Origin of the sequence: Shouchella sp. JSM 1781072, assembly GCF_041949915.1 — a bacterium.
GTDB lineage: Bacteria > Bacillota > Bacilli > Bacillales > Bacillaceae_D > Shouchella.
This window is the reverse complement of sequence record NZ_JBHFQE010000001.1, coordinates 348981-366545: the sequence shown is the minus strand read 5'-3', so window position 1 is coordinate 366545 and position 17565 is coordinate 348981. Positions and strand designations below refer to the sequence as shown.

19 protein-coding genes are annotated in these 17565 nt (G+C 40.8%); 1 reads left to right on the top strand and 18 read right to left on the bottom strand.

All coding sequences use genetic code 11. The features are described 5' to 3' along the window. Positions 1-48 precede the first annotated feature (48 nt). Positions 49-1164, top strand: a complete 1116-nt coding sequence (locus ACE1TH_RS01925) for a M24 family metallopeptidase (protein ID WP_375078285.1) — start codon at positions 49-51, stop codon at positions 1162-1164. Here ACE1TH_RS01925 and ACE1TH_RS01920 read toward each other — a convergent pair. The 18 genes from ACE1TH_RS01920 to ACE1TH_RS01835 form a co-directional block, all read right to left on the bottom strand. Beyond that, entirely contained in the window at positions 1124-1570 is a 447-nt protein-coding gene (locus ACE1TH_RS01920; RefSeq protein ID WP_375078284.1) for a hypothetical protein, read from the bottom strand. The two genes, ACE1TH_RS01925 and ACE1TH_RS01920, sit on opposite strands and share 41 nt — an antisense overlap. A gap of 46 nt (positions 1571-1616) precedes the next feature. Then, a complete protein-coding gene (locus ACE1TH_RS01915) occupies positions 1617-2369 on the bottom strand; it encodes an SDR family oxidoreductase (protein WP_375078786.1) in 753 nt (250 codons plus the stop codon). Positions 2370-2507: 138 nt separating this feature from the next. Continuing rightward, positions 2508-2648, bottom strand: coding sequence for a hypothetical protein (locus ACE1TH_RS01910; RefSeq protein ID WP_176554281.1), 141 nt, complete (start codon positions 2646-2648; stop codon positions 2508-2510). 134 nt (positions 2649-2782) lie between these two features. After that, entirely contained in the window at positions 2783-4159 is a 1377-nt protein-coding gene (gene argH / locus ACE1TH_RS01905; protein ID WP_375078283.1) for an argininosuccinate lyase, read from the bottom strand. Further along, complete coding sequence (locus tag ACE1TH_RS01900; protein WP_099301500.1) at positions 4156-5367, bottom strand: argininosuccinate synthase; 1212 nt, start codon at positions 5365-5367, stop codon at positions 4156-4158. The genes argH and ACE1TH_RS01900 overlap by 4 nt, the downstream gene beginning before the upstream one ends. Positions 5368-5545: 178 nt before the next feature. After that, on the bottom strand, positions 5546-6310 hold the full coding sequence (locus ACE1TH_RS01895; protein ID WP_099301501.1) for an EcsC family protein: 765 nt from the start codon (positions 6308-6310) through the stop codon (positions 5546-5548). After that, complete coding sequence (locus ACE1TH_RS01890) at positions 6307-7221, bottom strand: CMP-binding protein (protein WP_375078282.1); 915 nt, start codon at positions 7219-7221, stop codon at positions 6307-6309. The genes ACE1TH_RS01895 and ACE1TH_RS01890 overlap by 4 nt, the downstream gene beginning before the upstream one ends. Positions 7222-7326: 105 nt before the next feature. Continuing rightward, positions 7327-8511 (bottom strand): acetate kinase, encoded by a 1185-nt coding sequence (locus ACE1TH_RS01885; protein WP_255223626.1) that lies wholly within the window; start codon positions 8509-8511, stop codon positions 7327-7329. Positions 8512-8691: 180 nt separating this feature from the next. After that, positions 8692-9681 (bottom strand): class I SAM-dependent methyltransferase, encoded by a 990-nt coding sequence (locus ACE1TH_RS01880; protein ID WP_375078281.1) that lies wholly within the window; start codon positions 9679-9681, stop codon positions 8692-8694. A 104-nt stretch (positions 9682-9785) separates the two neighbouring features. Next, positions 9786-10283 carry a thiol peroxidase gene (gene tpx, locus ACE1TH_RS01875; protein WP_375078280.1) on the bottom strand — a complete coding sequence of 166 codons (498 nt, stop codon included), beginning with the start codon at positions 10281-10283 and terminating at the stop codon, positions 9786-9788. A gap of 162 nt (positions 10284-10445) precedes the next feature. Continuing rightward, on the bottom strand, positions 10446-10886 hold the full coding sequence (ytfJ, locus tag ACE1TH_RS01870) for a GerW family sporulation protein (RefSeq protein WP_375078279.1): 441 nt from the start codon (positions 10884-10886) through the stop codon (positions 10446-10448). Positions 10887-10917: 31 nt separating this feature from the next. Beyond that, complete coding sequence (locus tag ACE1TH_RS01865) at positions 10918-11574, bottom strand: DUF2953 domain-containing protein (protein ID WP_375078278.1); 657 nt, start codon at positions 11572-11574, stop codon at positions 10918-10920. Positions 11575-11631: 57 nt separating this feature from the next. Continuing rightward, positions 11632-12189, bottom strand: coding sequence for an RDD family protein (locus tag ACE1TH_RS01860; protein ID WP_375078277.1), 558 nt, complete (start codon positions 12187-12189; stop codon positions 11632-11634). 11 nt (positions 12190-12200) lie between these two features. Further along, entirely contained in the window at positions 12201-13166 is a 966-nt protein-coding gene (gene sppA, locus ACE1TH_RS01855) for a signal peptide peptidase SppA (RefSeq protein WP_375078276.1), read from the bottom strand. Next, positions 13163-14749, bottom strand: a complete 1587-nt coding sequence (locus ACE1TH_RS01850; RefSeq protein WP_255223628.1) for an amidohydrolase — start codon at positions 14747-14749, stop codon at positions 13163-13165. The genes sppA and ACE1TH_RS01850 overlap by 4 nt, the downstream gene beginning before the upstream one ends. A gap of 99 nt (positions 14750-14848) precedes the next feature. After that, positions 14849-15043 (bottom strand): alpha/beta-type small acid-soluble spore protein, encoded by a 195-nt coding sequence (locus tag ACE1TH_RS01845; RefSeq protein ID WP_035393924.1) that lies wholly within the window; start codon positions 15041-15043, stop codon positions 14849-14851. A gap of 76 nt (positions 15044-15119) precedes the next feature. Further along, a complete protein-coding gene (gene thiI / locus ACE1TH_RS01840) occupies positions 15120-16325 on the bottom strand; it encodes a tRNA uracil 4-sulfurtransferase ThiI (RefSeq protein WP_099301511.1) in 1206 nt (401 codons plus the stop codon). Beyond that, on the bottom strand, positions 16325-17461 hold the full coding sequence (locus tag ACE1TH_RS01835; protein WP_099301512.1) for a cysteine desulfurase family protein: 1137 nt from the start codon (positions 17459-17461) through the stop codon (positions 16325-16327). The genes thiI and ACE1TH_RS01835 overlap by 1 nt, the downstream gene beginning before the upstream one ends. Positions 17462-17565 lie beyond the last annotated feature (104 nt).

Below are 17565 nucleotides of genomic sequence, written 5' to 3'. Positions count from 1 at the left end.
TCCTACTTTTATGTTTTATAATAAAGAAGAAGAGGAGGACGGTACACGATGAATCAATCACATCTGACACATATGCAGAAACATTTACAAGAAGAAGGCGCCCAAATGGCCTTTATTACGAGCAAGGAAAATTTATTTTACTTAACAGGGTTACGTGCCGATCCCCATGAACGCTTAATGGCACTCTTTCTTTTTCAAGACCACTTCTTTTTCGTTGTTCCGAAAATGGAAGAAGCACTCGTTCGAGCAGCTGGTTACGAAGGGGACCTTTTGACGTATCAAGATCACGAAAACGTGTGGGACAAGATTTCAGCTAGTATTGAAAAACTCGATTTAGGTGAGCATTTATCAATCTTAATTGAGGAACGAATTGTGACGTATGCTCGCGTTCAAGCCCTGCAAGCATTATGTGCATCGACGTCATTTGCGGATTGCGAACATGTGCTCATGCAAAGACGTTTAATTAAATCCGATGAGGAGTTAGCCATTTTGCAAGAAGCAGCAGCTTTTGCCGATGCTGGGATTGAGTTCGGCGCAAAAGCACTCTTTACAGGGATAACAGAACTAGAGGTTGTTGCAGAAATTGAATATGAATTAAAGAAACAAGGCATACGAGAGATGTCGTTTCAAACAACCGTTTTATTCGGCGACCACGCTTCTTCCCCTCATGGCAAACCAGGAAATCGTGCCTTAAAAGAAGGGGAGTTTGTCCTATTCGATTTAGGTGTTGTTGTTGGTGGCTATTGTTCAGACATTACGCGTACTGTTGCTTACGGTGACGTATCAGAAGAACAGGTTCACATTTATCACACCGTTCTTCAAGCAGAAGAAGCTGCAATTGAGGCTGTACGTCCTGGTTTTGTCATTGGCGACCTCGACAAAACAGCTCGTAGTATCATTATAGACGCAGGATACGGCGACTACTTTCCTCACCGATTAGGACATGGGCTCGGCATTGATGTTCACGAATTTCCTTCTATGAGCGAGAATAATACGGACATTCTTTTAGAAGGCATGACGTTTACCATTGAACCTGGTATATACGTTCCTGGTGTAGCGGGTGTGCGGATTGAAGATGATGTTGTTGTGACGGCTGATGGGGTTGAATCATTGACCATTTTCCCTAAGACGCTTGTAACCATTCCCGTTCGTCAAATGCAATAAAACCAAGGGGAGCACTCCCCTTGGTTTCAGTTTCTTTCCAACGCCACACGTATCGTTCACTTTGATCATCCATCCAACGAATTTCAAAGCTCGTCATGGCAGGATACAATTTTTCCAATACCTCTTTGTATTGTTCCGTTGTTTTCTCTTGCTCTAGCTGTAGCAAAGACAACATTTTTACAACTTGCACCTTTGCGTGGTCACCTTTAAGCACTTTCGTTCCTTGTTCATATTCGTAATGGCTCGGATTATCAAATTCCCATTGATACTCGACCTCGTTTTCTACAACCGTCACACGAATAGAGAAAGCCTCCATCAATTCATTTCCAGAAACGGCCTCAGCTGTTTTAAGGTTAAATGGCAAGCAAAGTAACAAAAGAAGAAAAACAAGAATCGCTTTTTTCATGCTGACACCTCTTTTTTATTAACGTGTGTCATTTTAAGCAATTTATTCATCGATAGTGATGAATCACATCGACTCCTCCAGTCACTTCTACAACTGTACCGGTCACCATGTCAGCGTTATCTTCACATAAAAACATCACCGTTCGAGCAATGTCTTCACCTGTTCCAGAGCGTCCAATTGGTGTATTGTGATCGCTATGTTGGCGCGCTTCAGCAATCGTCGCTTCTTTCATTTCCCCCATAATATTACCAGGACATACCATATTCGCAGTAATTCCATACGCTGCTTCCTCAATTGAAATGGTTTTCATCAATGAGACTAACCCAACTTTTGCTGCTGCATAAGCAGATCGATAAATCCAGCCAGGGGCATTATTCGCTCCTTGAAATCCATAAAACACGATTCGTCCAAACTGTTGCTCTCGCATAATTGGAACGACCTCTTTTAATAAATGAAATGAAGACGTTAAATTGCCATCAATCATGTCATTCCATTCGGACTCACTATAATCAATAAGTTTTTTCTTTTCAAATACATACGGCCCTGCATTATGTATAAAGACATCCATTCGACCAGCAAAAGAACGCGCAGCATCAACTAGTTGCTTGCAATCATCCCGCTTCGTCACATCGGCTTGCACAATGTGCACACGGTGCTCTCCCCATGTTTCCATTAATGCTTTCGCCCTTTCCTCGTCGCTTAAATAAGTAACCGTCACACGATAGCCTGCGGCAAGAAAAGCTTCCGTCACTTTTAACCCGAGACCTTTTGTCCCAGCTGTTATCATTGCATGTCGCATACTCATCACCATCACTCTGCTAAGTTATCTCTTTTTAAGATACACCACCTTGAGCGTAATACGCAAAATAAAGCCTTCCCTATTTCTTTAATGATCCTATTCTAGCTTTTAGCCGACGCAATTAAAAAAGCCACGGAATTACTCCGTGACGTTGATGTTCTTCTTTTTTTGTTCTGTCACTTGATCGTCAATTGTACCTTGTTCATAAGAAGCAAGAATTTGATCGTGAGACACCTCTTCCCCAGATTGATCGTTTGCTACTTGTTCGTGTTTATCCATTTAAAACGCCTCCTTTTTCTTAGCATTCCTTAAAATAGGTAAACTATTAAAGATTTGACGGGTGTACAGCACCGCGAAGCTTTCGCTACTTCAAAAAAATGCGACTGGATTATTCCTATCCAGTCGCATCTTCGTTAATCGTTTAATATGCTAGTTGCTTTTTCAATTGCCGCTTCAACTTGAGTAAATCCTGTGCCACCTGCACTGTTGCGACGGGCGACAACCGTTTTTGGTTGTAAGACATCATAAATCTCTTCATCAAACAACGAGCTAGCTTGTTTATACTCATCCATGTTTAAATCGAGCAAATAAACGTTGCGCTGAATCGCAGTGAGCACAAGCTTGCCGACAACCTCGTGGGCATCTCGAAACGGCATCCCTTTTGTTGCTAAATAGTCCGCTAATTCTGTTGCATTGGAAAAATCTTGGTTTACCGCTGCTTCCATGTTCTTCTTTTTCACCGTCATTGTCGCAATCATTCCAGAAAAAATGCGCAATGAACCTTTTACAGTGACAACTGTATCAAACATACCTTCCTTATCTTCCTGCATGTCCTTATTGTACGCAAGCGGTAACCCTTTTAATGTTGTTAACAGCGAGAAGAGATTTCCATATACACGTCCTGTTTTCCCACGAATTAATTCTGCCATATCTGGGTTTTTCTTTTGTGGCATAATACTTGAGCCTGTTGCAAATGCATCATCTAATTCAATAAACTGACACTCTTGGGACGACCAAAAAATCATCTCTTCGCATAAACGTGATAAATGCATCATCAATGTCGAAGAAGCAGATAAAAACTCAAGAATAAAATCACGATCACTCACTGCATCGAGACTGTTTTCGTAAATGCCATCAAACCCAAGCAAATCCGCAGTCATATGACGGTCAATGGGAAACGTCGTCCCTGCCAATGCACCTGCTCCAAGCGGGGAAAGGTTTACACGTTTCAAACTATCCTCTAAGCGGCTATAGTCTCGCTCAAGCATCCAAAAATAAGCTAGTAGATGATGAGCAAATGACACCGGTTGCGCACGCTGGAGATGCGTGTACCCTGGAATGAGCGTTTCCACATGTTCCTGCGCTTGTTTAACAAGAGCCTCTTGCATCGCTCGAATCGCTTCCATAATCGTTTTTGTTTCTTTATGAAGATAAAGATGCATATCGGTTGCGACTTGATCATTTCGACTTCTTCCAGTATGAAGTTTTCCGCCCACTGGTCCAATTTCATCGATCAATTGTTTTTCAATATTCAAATGAATGTCTTCTTGTGCCACTTCGTAAGCAAGCGTTCCATTTTCGGCTTTTTTCTGTAAACGCTGCAAGCCTTCAAGAATCGTATCTGCTTCCTCTTGTGTGACAATCTCGCAGGCGGCAAGCATCGTCACATGGGCGATGCTGCCTTGAATATCCTCAAAAACTAACTGCTTATCAAACCCGATCGAAGCACCAAATTCATCGACCCACTCCTCAGCAGATTTTGTGAATCTCCCGCCCCATAGCTTACTCACGTTGTGACCTCCTCTTTCGCTTTCGTCACCATGCTATGCACTTTCGTTGGAAGACCCCATAAAGAGATAAAGCCGACTGCTGCATTGTGATCAAACTCATCATCAGGCGTATACGTAGCAAGCTTTTCATTATATAAAGAATACGGAGACTTTCTGCCTTCAACAATCGCATGTCCCTTGAAGAGCTTCACGCGAACAACACCTGTAACATGCTGTTGTGATTCTTTAAGAAACGCTTGAAGTGCCGGCTGAAGGCTTGAAAACCATAAGCCTTCATAAATAATTTCCGTTAATTTCTTTTCAATAACCGGTTTAAAATGAGCTAATTCTTTCGGCAATGTTAAATCTTCAAGTTCTTTATGAGCTTGAATTAACGTCATTGCGCCTGGACATTCATAAACTTCACGGGATTTAATACCGACTAAACGATTTTCTACGTGATCGATACGTCCGACACCATGTTTTCCAGCTACATCATTTAAATAGAGAATCAATTCGTCTAGCGCCATCGCTTGATTATTAATCGCAACTGGAACACCTTTTTCAAATTGAATTTCTAACGTATCTGCTGTATCAGGTGTTTTTTCTAAAGGAGCCGTTAGTTCGTATGCACCTTCTGGCGGTGTCGCCCACGGATCTTCTAAAATCCCACATTCATTGCTTCTTCCCCATAAATTTTGGTCAACTGAATAAGGATTGTCTAAATCAATGGGAATCGGGATATGATTCGCTTTTGCATATTCGATTTCTTCGTCTCTTGACCATGCCCACTCTCGCACTGGAGCAAGTACTTTTAAATCAGGATTTAGTGCTTGAATCGAGACTTCAAAACGAACTTGATCGTTCCCTTTCCCTGTACAGCCATGCGCAACAGCTGTTGCTCCAGTCTGTTCGGCAATCTCCACTAGTTTTTTTGAGATGAGTGGACGAGAGAGCGCAGATACCAATGGGTATTTTTGTTCATAAAGCGCATGAGCCTGAAGCGCAGGTAACACAAACATTTCTGCGAATTCTTTTTTCGCATCAATTGTATATGACTGAACTGCACCTACTGTTAATGCTTTTTGTTTTACGAACTCAAGATCTTTTCCTTCTCCAACATCAAGACCGACTGCAATTACGTCATAGCCTTTATCCGCTAACCATTTCACTGCTACAGATGTATCTAATCCACCAGAATATGCCAATACTACTTTTTCGTTCGCCACAAAAATCTCCTCCAATTTATGAATAAAAATTCTTTTTATATTATTTTTATACAGTAAAGGGTGAAAAATGAACCGGAGCAATCACTCCAGTTGTATAAAACCAAACTCTTAACTTATGAATATACATAACTTTAACAGCCAATGTTTCATTTGACAAGAGGTTTTGGCATTTTTTTGTTTAAAAATTTGCTTGATTGTTCGCGAGCCAGCGCTTTCGATAAAACATTTGTGCATCCTCTGTGACGGTTTGCATATGGCGATAAGATAGAGTTGCTTGATAGGTACCGAGCACCAGACGTTTTAACGGGAACTTCTTTTCAGTCAGATGTTTATACATATACATTCGCGTCACTTGTTTAAGCATTTGGATAACGATTGTTTCAGATAAGATATCTTCTTTCCCTACATACATCGGTTCAGACTCATCGATGTAAGCACTATCTACTTTTAAAGACTCCCATTCTTCGTACTTTGCATAATCGGGGAGGTAAGTATATAAAAATAACCGCAGCGACAAAATCGCTTCAGCCGTTTCGCCTTTTTCTTGAAACTGATAAAAATAACGAATTTTATCAATTGCTTTTCTTGTTAAGTACAGGACCGCTGGAATTTGTGTGAGGATTGTTGTCGTTGAATACATACTGGTTCCACCTTGCGCGAGCCCATATAAACGTAAACGCGCTAAGTCTTTATGTAAGAGCTGTTCTTTCTCTAGGCAATCAGCTACAGTATCCGTTGACTCTAGTTTTACACCGGTCTGAACAGAAGGTTGCAACCGATCTGCTTGAAACCACTCATAAAATTGGATCATAAATGGATCGACCGTTTGCGTCCATCTTTCCAGGTTATCCACATTATGTATATTTCTTTCCTTCTTCGCTCGTTTTTTCAGTCGACGTTCATATGTATGTAGCTCCTCTTGCCAACGTTCAAGCTCAGTCACTCTTCACTCTCTCCTTCCTCATTTGCGTTTACATACATGTTTCGTTTAAATAAAGGAACATAAGGAAACGATCCCTCTTCCACTTGTTCCAAAGCTCGTAATTCCGTATTCATACGTTTCAAATAAAAATACAAAATGGCTTCTGCGGTTTTCGGTTTAACAGACGTCTCTTCTGTTTGATCATATTGGCCAAGGATTGTATGTTTAACTTGCATTAATTGAGGGTCGGTTTGATCAATCCCTTGTTGATGTACCGCTTGATTAATCATTTCAATGCTCAAAATGACTTGACCAATGAGTTCACCAGCTTGCGTATATTCAGGTGTAAGCGGATCATGAAGGGCTTGAATTTTGCCAATGTCGCCTAATAAGCACGCTGCTAGTACCGTATCACGGTTAATGGTTTTATATAAAGGAAGCACGTGCAACGCTAATGACATTAACTCGACGATCTGTTCGAGTAAACCCGCATAATATGCATGGTGATATGTTTTTGCCGCAGGATACGTCGTTACCTTCTCGCGAATTGCGCGATTGCTGTACACCTCTTTTACGACTTGCTGTAAAGTCGGTGATTGGATCTCATCCATCATCATTCGAAGTTCATGCCATAAGTCTTCTCTCGATAACCCAGGTTTTGATATTAACTCGGTTCGGTTAATATGGTCGTCTTCTGTCGCTAATCGAATCTTTTTAATCGTTAACATTTGTTTTGAACGAAACGTCTCGAGCGTCCCTTCAACTTTTACAACAGATTTTGGTGAAAACTTCTGCTGCTGGTCATCGGTAATATCCCATAATCGAGCAGAAAGGAGGGTATGTTGCTGCTGTAAAACAAAGTTTGCATAGAGCGAGCCGTTTGACGCTTGCTTAATCTCACGTTCTCGAATCATAAAAAACCGCGCTTCCATCGTGAACACCTCCATCATTATCTTATCTGAGATATGGGTAAAAGGCAAAGCACAAAAAGCACCTTGCAACGGCTTTTGCAAGCCGAGCAAGGTGCGTACTATCGTTTACGTTAAACGAACGGTATCGCGTGCAATCATCACTTCTTCGTTTGTTGGAACGATTAATACTTTTACTTTTGAGTCTGCTGTTTGTAGGAAAGTTTCCTTGCCTCGTACATTATTCTTTGAAAGGTCAACTTCAATGCCCATAAACTCGAGTCCTTTTAAAACACGCTCGCGGACAACTGTACTATTCTCACCAATACCAGCTGTGAAAATAAGCACATCAATGCCACCCATACGTGTTGCATAAGAACCAATGTAATCTTGAATTCTTGATGTAAAGACATCAAGGGCGACTTTTGCACGTTCGTTTCCTTTTTCTTCTTCACTTTCAATATCACGTAAATCACTTGAGAATCCTGTAATTCCAAGTAGTCCACTTTGCTTGTTTAATGTTGAGATCACTTCTTCTACAGATTGACCTGTTTTATCCATAATAAACGGAATAAGAGCAGGATCAATATCGCCAGAACGTGTACCCATCGTCACACCAGCTAGAGGAGTGAAGCCCATTGATGTATCAATTGATTTTCCGCCTTCAATCGCTGCAATACTTGCACCGTTTCCTAAGTGGCAAGAGACCATCTTTAAGTCTTCAATTGGCTGATCAAGCATTTCCGCCGCGCGCTCAGACACATACTTGTGTGATGTCCCGTGGAAACCATACTTACGGATGCCGTACTCGGTATAATACTCATAAGGCAAGCTGTATAAATACGCATGCTCTGGCATTGTTTGGTGGAATGCAGTATCAAATACCGCAACAGATGGAACGTTTGGTAATACTTCTTTAAATGCTTTAATTCCTGTAATATTTGCTGGGTTGTGCAATGGTGCTAGTTCCGATACTTCTTCAATTCCAGCTAATAAATCATCTGTGATTAATACCGAGTCATTGAACTTTTCTCCACCATGAACAACACGGTGCCCAATGCCTTCAATTTCATCTAAAGAAGAAATAATGTTTAAGCTTGTTAACTTATCAAGCAACATTTTCACTGCTTCTGAGTGATCTTCAATGTCAGATGTTGTTTCGTGCTTTTCGCCATTTTTTTCGATTGCAAAAACAGAATCTTTTAATCCGATACGCTCTACAAGCCCTTTTGTAATAATTGTCTCTTCAGGCATGGAAAGTAGTTGAAATTTAAGGGATGAACTCCCTGCGTTAATTGCCATAATTGTAGCCATGTTTTCTTGCACTCCTTTTATCTAAAGCCATCTCTATCATTTAAGCATTCTCAAACACGCATTTCAAGCGGTCAAAATTGGTAAAGCGCATACATTGAAGTAGTTGAAATATACCATCAATTCATATATTTCATTTCAATAAAAAAAGGATACCATGAACCTCATGATACCCTTCCAGCTTTACCGACCTAGCTGTTCTGTAAACCAGTTATTAATACTGCTCATCATGTCCTGCATTGCTTTCGCATTCGAGAAGGATGGTAGCTCTGCAAGAAGCGCTTGCTGAGGCTTATGCATGTTCTTCCCTTTCTTTTGAATCATTAAGATGCTTTTTTGCTGCTGAGCATTGGAGAACATTGAAGAAGGGAGCTGTAGCAAGCCTAAAATAACCGCATGTTCTTTTAAATACGCATGCAGTTTTTCTGCTTGATCACTTTCAAACAAGAAATTCGGTACGAGCAGTACACCAAACCCTTCATCATGCAACGCACGAATTCCTTGCTCAATCATTAAATGATGAATGTACGCATGACCTGTTTCCGCTTTTAATTCAAATCCACTGGCCACATCATCTTTTGGATAATAGCCAACAGGAAGATCAGCAACAACAAGATCCACGTTAGGAACTTTTAATTGAAGGCTGTCTTGGTGGAAAAGCTGTATTTCATGCTGTTGTAAATTTGCACTAGCAAATGCATTTTTCAGTAGCGTTTCGTCCACTTCAAATCCGTACGCTTGTCCGATTCGATCTTCTCCGTGATTGCAGATTGAAAAAAGTAAGTTCCCTGAACCAACGGCAAGGTCCAAAACATCTCCCTTTTTTTCTGTACCTTGAAGTTTATTAACGAGGTAACTCATAAACAAACTCACAGCATCAGGCGTCATAGAGTGATGAGGCTGAACAACGCCTTTCATCCCTTTAATAACCGCAAGTTGAAACGCCTTGCGAATTTCTTCTTTTGAAAAAGAAATTTCTTTAACAGGCTCCATTAATGCAAGTAGCTGGGCATGTTTATCTTGAGGAACTGGTTGAATAACACCTTTCTCAAATAAATTATCCCCTGCTTCTGCTAAAGCGTCTAAATAAGTGATCTCTAGTGTTTGTTCTAACAATTGAGCACTATGATTTAAATATTCATATAATGTTGCCACATTTGATTGTTCTTCCATTGTTTTTCACCCTTTTGTTCTCACTTTACTGATCCGTATTGTACAGATTTACACACGAAAAGTCCACTCTAGAGTGGACTTTTGTTTTCACCTGTTGATCAGATTTAGTTGTTGCGCACTGCGTTTAATGCAGCTTCATAGTCAGGATGTTCGCTCACTTCACTCACATACTGTGCATAAACAATTTCATCTTGCTCATTTACAACGAATACAGAGCGAGCAAGAAGACGTAATTCTTCAATTAACACGCCGTATGCTTGTCCGAACGATACGTCTTTATGATCAGATAGAGTTTGGACGTTTTCAATTCCTTCTGCTGCACACCATCTTTTTTGAGCAAAAGGTAAATCAACACTAATTGTTAAAACAACTGTGTTGTCTAAGCTCGCCGCTTCTTCGTTAAAACGACGTGTTTGCGCATCACATACACCAGTATCAATGGACGGAACAACGCTAATTAACTTTACTTTGCCTTTATAGTCTGAAAGGGAAACATTAGACAAATCATTTGCAACGACTTGGAAATCTGGTGCTTTATCGCCTGCTTGAATTTGATTCCCTACTAATGTGACAGGCTTTTGCTTAAACGTAACTTGTGTCATTTATCATCCACTCCTTTTATCCTTTTTATCATAACTTTTTTCCTGCTTTTATTGCAAAAATAATGCATGGTCGTTTTTCAAATATAAAAAGACCTCCGTAAGCGACATCACGCACTTACGAAGATCTATTTTTTATTAAGGAAACATTATTCGGTGAACGAGTTATACAATTGGATCCTCATAAGGTCGTTCTTCATGGTCATTATCTGCTGGGTGATCATGCTCGTCATGCTTCATCATATGCTGAATTTTTTCGAAAGCTTGCGGAGCCAAATCCAATAACCGTTCGTATAAATGAGTTGAGCTATCTAAATGGACCATGTTTACGCCTTTATGATTCACAACGAGGAACGCAATTGGCGTGATCGATACACCACCACCGCTCCCTCCACCAAATGGATGGCCTTGTTCCGCATAAGTACCGGAATGCTCTGTATAAAACTCGCTTCCTCCAGCCGCAAAACCGAAGCCTACTTTTGAGACAGGCATAATAATACTTCCATCTGGGGTTTCAACTGGATCTCCGACAATCGTATTGACGTCTGCCATTGCTTTAATGTTTTCCATCGCGGTTTTCATTAAACCTTGAATTGGATGTTCCATCTTCTCATACTCCTTTATCATTGGTAAGCATTTACGCACTCGTTGCTTGATTAAAACGCTTCTCAACTTTTTTATAGCTGAATAAGAACAACAGCATTGTAACGATAGCGTGCCACAAAGTGAACGTCACTATGCATGAAAGGAACAAGCGATAGCCTTTTGCTTGAAAATGAGGCGTTACCTCTAGTTTATGTTCCCCATCCCATCTTACTTTTGCTTGGACCCAACCGAGACAACAGGTTTTTATTGTCCAAATAAGACCTGCTACTTGAGCCGTCGTTGCCGCATCTCCTGTGCCAAATTCCGTTTTCCACGTTACATGTTTAAACGTTAATTTTGATAAAAACCGGTATAAGGACTGTTTCATCTTTGGAAAATGAGCGGCAAACCGCTTTGCTTTTTTTAAAAGCATTCGTAAATCGGCTATTCCCCACTTCTTTTTCTTTTTAGAAGCGTTGTTAACTGTTTTTTCATCCTCTTCAACCGTTACGGTTTGTGTGGATGCGTTAAATTGAACAACTGGAACATTTAATGTGTAAAGTTTTATTTTTAAAAAATATACATAAACCGTTAATAAATCATCTTTTTGATGATGGGCATAACGCATATGAATTTTTAATGGAATAAATAGGATAATTAAAATAAGCAGTAGTAAACTAATAAGTGGTGTTAAAATCCAGTAAAGCATGATTTTCCCTCCTTTCCTTTACTATGTGCAAATTAATATAAAAAAAACCAGCTAAATTTAGCTGGTTTCTTCTACATGTACTACGTACGTTTCTGCAAATAAGTCATGCACGCCTTGTTTTTTTGGTGTACAGGCAACAACAATATAAGCGAGTAATGTGAGATTCCCCAAAATCGGCGCTTGATGTATAAAACGGCCGACTCCTTCTCTAAAAAACAATTGCCCCCACGTTAATCGGTCACCTTTTGCAGAGATGACTTCGATACCAAAAATCATCTTTCCAAGCGTCTGTCTAAAGAAACGCGTCATTAATCCGAAATAGAGAAAAAATAAAATCGCATAAAGTACGCTCGGGAGAAAGAAAGCCGTAAAGAAAAACGACCATTGAGAGTCACTACTCGCAATAAATGGTGCCCATGTATTGACAAGTACCCCGTTTATTCCGCTTAAAATTAGTAAATCAAAGAGAAATGCCCAAAACCGCATCCAAAAACCTGCATACCGTCTTTGGACAAACGCTGTTTCTTCAACAGCATGATTCTTCGTTGGGTTCATGGAGTCCTCTTCTCTTCGTAAATGTCGTTTTACTCGAATTGATCCTGTTGTCTGATCCATTTTTCACCACCTCACTCGTGATTGTACATGTAGTATGGCTTCGGTTGATTAAAGTCTAGTTTGATTTCCGTGTCATTGCCAAATAGTTGCTTGACTGATAAACCAAATAAATTGCCAAACCCAGGCAACGCTTCATTTGAAACCACTTGGTAATTCGCACCAAGTTCCTCACGCATTGCCGTAATCGTATCTTCAAGCGATCCAAGCTCATCTACAAGACCTTCCTCTAACGCTTGACGTCCCGTATAGATTCGTCCATCACCTAATTCACGGACACGATCTTCTGGCATGTCACGCCCTTCAGAAATGATTGCGACAAATTCTTCATAATATTCATCTACAATACCTTGAATGATTTCATCTTCTTCTTCTAATGGCTCTCGTGTTGGTGAAAGAATGTCTTTATACGGCCCACTTTTGTAAACTTGTTCTTCGATTCCAATATTATCAAGCAACTCCGCTACGTTTAATGAACTCATAATTACCCCAATTGATCCTGTTAACGTTTGCGGTGTAGCAAAAATACGGTCGGTTGGTGCTGCAATGTAATAGCCTCCAGATGCAGCCATTCCACCCATTGAAACGTAAATTGGTTTTTCAGTCTGATCTTGAATTTCTTCGATCGCTGAATGAATTTCTGCTGATTCAAGAATTCCACCACCTGGCGAATCTACAGAAATAATGATGCCTTGTACACTACGATCCGTCATGGCTGTTTCTAGTTCCGTTAAAAACGCCGCATGATTATAGCCACCAGCCGTATCAAAAATGCCTGGTTCGCCTGAATCAATAATAGCCCCGTTTAATTCAAGCAACGCAATTTGCCCAGTTGGGTCCCCGTCACTTATAATGGTCTGTTCTGTTCCACCCATTACCGGAGCTGAATATGTATTAAATGCAACAGTAATCGTCGTAATAAGCGTAAACAATAGGACAAAGGCTCCTATCCCTAACGCAATCCACCTTCTTGCTTTCATCGCTCTCTTCCTCCTTTTTCAAATACCGTATACCCATTGATGATCGTTGCTAAAACTTGAGCTTGTTCAAAAACGTTTTCATCCCCTGTGAAGAGATTTTGATTAAGAATTGTCAAATCTGCATCATATCCAGGCTTGATTTGTCCTCTGGTCTTTTCTTTTCCAATAGCGTAAGCACTCCCTGTTGTAAATAAAGAGACTGCTTCATAAGGCGTCAGTGCTTCACTTTCATTATAAACACCTTGGTCATTTTTTCTGAAAACAGCCGCATGCATACCTTTCAAGGGTTCAACAGGTTCAATTGGTGCGTCCGATCCACCAGCACACGGAATAGAAGCTTCTAACAATGTTTTCCATGCAAATGCATAAGGCATTCTTTCTTCGCCAAGTCGATCCTCTACCCACGGAAAATCAGATACGACAAAATGCGGCTGCACATCCACGATTAAAGGCAGTTGCTTCATTCGTGCAAGTAAATCGTTTCGAGCAACCTGTACATGAATGAGTCGATCACGCTTATTCGTTTGTCCGTTTTGTTCGATCGCTTGCAACGACATATCCAACGCTTGATCCCCAATTACATGAATCGCAACGCCTAAATTTCGCTCTCTTGCTTTATGTACAAGATCGTTAAGGGCAAATTGTGTGTGAATAAGCAAACCAGACGTGCTCGGCTCATCATGGTATGGCTTACTTAATGCAGCTGTTCTTCCTCCTAGGGCACCGTCCGCAAATATTTTCAGGGTCCCTAATTCGATGTAAGGTGTTAATTCTTGTTTCCCCACATATGGAGATCGATCGTACGCATCCAGTTCTTCATGATGAATTAACAAATGCGCGCGAAAAGGCCTCTCCTCTCGCACAACCTCATGATAAATGTCCAATGTTTCCATAAGTCCATTATAATAGTGGAGGTCTTCACTATGTCCACCGGTTAATCCGTGGGTGTAACAATCTTCAACTGCAACTTGGAGCGCTTTTTTAACTTGGGCTTTTGACATAGGCGGCATAAAGCTCTGCACATGATGAACAGCAGCGTCGTGCAAAATGCCATTCGGATGTCCATTATCATCTCGTTCAATTCTCCCGCCAACCGGATCTTTTGTATGGTTATCAATGCCGGCTAAATCAAGCACGGTTTGATTGACAATTGCCGCATGTCGGCAAATGCGCATAACAAAAATAGGACGCTCTTGACTAATCTGATTTAAATCTAAGCTTGTTAATCGCTCATGGTTGGGATCATTGTGCTCGTTCCAGCCAAGCGCTTCAATCCACTCTTCCTCTCCTGCTGTTAGGTCGTTTAATTGCGCGAGAGCCTCTTGTTTCGTTGATTCAGAAAGGTCTAACTTAAGTCGTTTTTGCCCATGAGCAATAAGATGAAGATGGCTATCAACAAAGCCTGGATAAACAAAAGCACCGTGAAGGTTTTTCATTTCTGGAGCCGTTTTTGCCCATTTCTTTTCTAATGATTTAGATAACCCGACATCGACGATTTTTCCATTTTCAATGTAGACAGCTTCAGCGATCTTCCCTTCTGCTTCCATCGTATAAACGGTTCCATTATAAAGAAGTGTCCCCATCTTCCTCCTCCTTTTTATTCCAATACTAGTATAGCATTAGTGTTCGGAAGAAAACATGAAAAAGGAGCAGGGATTCCTGCTCCTAGCCATCTTATGAAATTATTTTTGATATCCACCCATTTGTTGCTCAGCTTGAGCTACTAGACGTTTAGTGATTTCACCACCTACAGATCCGTTAGCACGAGCAGTTGAATCAGGACCAAGGTTTACTCCGAATTCGCTAGCGATTTCGTATTTCATTTGGTCAAGAGCTTGTTGTACACCAGGTACGACTAAGTTATTTGTGTTTGCCATGTTGTTTCACCTCCTTCGGTACTTCTAGAATGTGCGAAAGAGGGAAGAACATACACAAAAATTCACTGGAAAATTTTTAAAATAAGTTTTCGATTGCTGAACTCTCTTCAAAAGCATTGATATGAACAGTCTCAATGGCGTTTAATGCTTCTTCACATTTTTTTTCAATCTCTACATATTGCTCGAATTTATTTGCACCTTCTCGTTTTGGCTTTGTTTTTGAATCGGTTGGAAGGAAAATCGTGCAACAGTCTTCATAAGGTAAGATCGATGTTTCGTACGTGCCGATTCGTTTTGCGTATGCAATCGTCGTTTCTTTGTCAATCGCAATCAAAGGGCGAATAACAGGCAGATTCGTTACTTCATTGATCGTGTTCATACTGTGTAGCGTTTGAGAAGCAACTTGTCCTAGACTCTCGCCATTTGAGATCGCTAAAATACCATTTTTTTGTGCAAATGCATCTGCAATCCGTAGCATCATCCGTCTCATAATCGTCATTTCAAAATTTGACGGAACTTCCTTATGAATATGCGTTTGAATATCCGTAAATGGAACCAGGTGGACTTTAATACTTGTGCCGTATTTTGTTAGTTCCTTCGTTAAATCAAGCACCTTTTGCTTTGCACGTTCATTTGTATAAGGCGGACTATGAAAATGAAGCATCTCAATTTCTGCTCCTCGCCCCATTAACATATGGGCAGCTACTGGCGAGTCAATTCCGCCTGAAAGCATGTGCAAAATTTTGCCACTCGCTCCTACAGGGAGCCCTTTAGCGGATTCAATTGCTCCTCCTGTTATATACGTGCCTGCATCGCGAACATCAATCGATAAGTTAAGATCAGGGTTATGCACGTCTACTTTAATGTTGCCATCTAAGGCGCGCAAAATATGCCCACCAATTACATGATTCAATTCTTGTGAATTGACTGGAAAGCCTTTATTCGCCCGTCTTGAAGAAACTTTGAATGTTTTCACTGTTGGGTGAAGCTTTTCAATAAAATATAACGCGCCCTCTTGGATCGCTTTTGTGTCATTTTCAACGTGCATCGCCAAACTAAAGGAATAAATCCCGAATACATGTTTCAACGCTTCTTGAATCGGCTTTTCATCAGCACCATGCAGGTGGACAATAATTCGACCTTGAATTCGTCTCGCTGTAACGCCTTGAAACGGCTTTAATACTTTTCGAATGTTTGCCAGTAATAGCTTTTCGAAATGGCTTCGGTTTTTCCCTTTTAACGCTAACTCGCCGTAGCGAACAACGATATGATCGATTTTCATTAATATACCTCCTGAAGTGACGGAACAAGTCGTTTCATTGTCTGAATAAACGTCGTAATTTCTTCCTCTGTTGTAAGAAAAGACATACTTACCCGAATAGCGGACTCTGCTCGAACGTGATCATGACCTGCACCAAGTAAAATCCGACTTGGTGCACCTGTCTTCGTTGAACATGCCGATTGAGTCGATACGTAAATACCTTCTTTCGAAAGAGATTGTACAAGTACTTCTGCTTTAATTTTTGGAATCGACATATTAAGAATATGTGGGGCACCATCTTGCTCCGGGCTATTGATCGACACCCCTTCAATCGATGCGAGTGCTTTATGAAGCTTGTCACGAAAACTGTGTAAACGTTGGTGGTTTTTTGCTGCACCGTTTTCGCCCATTTCTAATGCTTTTGCAAAACAAGCTGCACCTGCAAGATGCTCTGTTCCTGGTCGTAATGCTTGTTCTTGCTTTCCCCCACGCATCACTGCTGTCAGCACAGAAGGGTTGCGAGCGTACAGAACGCCTGTCCCTTTCGTTCCATGAATTTTATGAGCAGATAACGTCATAAAATCAATTGATTTTATGATGTCGGGATCCATTGGGATTTTCAACAGACTTTGAACGGCATCCACATGTAGGTGAATCCGCGGATACAAAAGAATCAGCTTGGCAATTTCCTCAATCGGCTGAATCGTTCCTAGCTCCCCTTGAACATGCCCAATACTCACTAAGATTGTGTTTTTTTGAATCGCATCTTCTACTTGCTTCACCGTCACCCTTCCAAACGAATCAGCTTGAATATACGTAACGTCATGCCCTTCTTTTTCTAATTGGCGAATATTCTCGTAAACCGATGCATGCTCAACAGTGGTTGTGATGATGTGAGATCGTTTACTCGTTGAAACAACCCCTCTGATTGCAAGTACATTTGCCTCTGTTCCTCCGCTTGTAAAAACAAGTTGGTCCGTTCGGCACTGTAAAAATCGTGCTATTTTTTTCCTAGCATGATTCATCACCTGCTCGGCTTCCATCCCTAGCGAATGTAAAGAAGAAGGGTTGCCAAAGTAGTCATACGAAATTTTTGTATATAAGTCTAACACTTCTTTATATGGTCGTGTTGTTGCACTGTTATCTAAATAGATCATGGACGAACTCCTTTATTGGTAACCAATTGTGCTTGAACAATCAAAGCTTATCTTAGCACAGAAATGAAGCTACTGCAGACAAAAAACGAAGCTGTTTTTCAGCT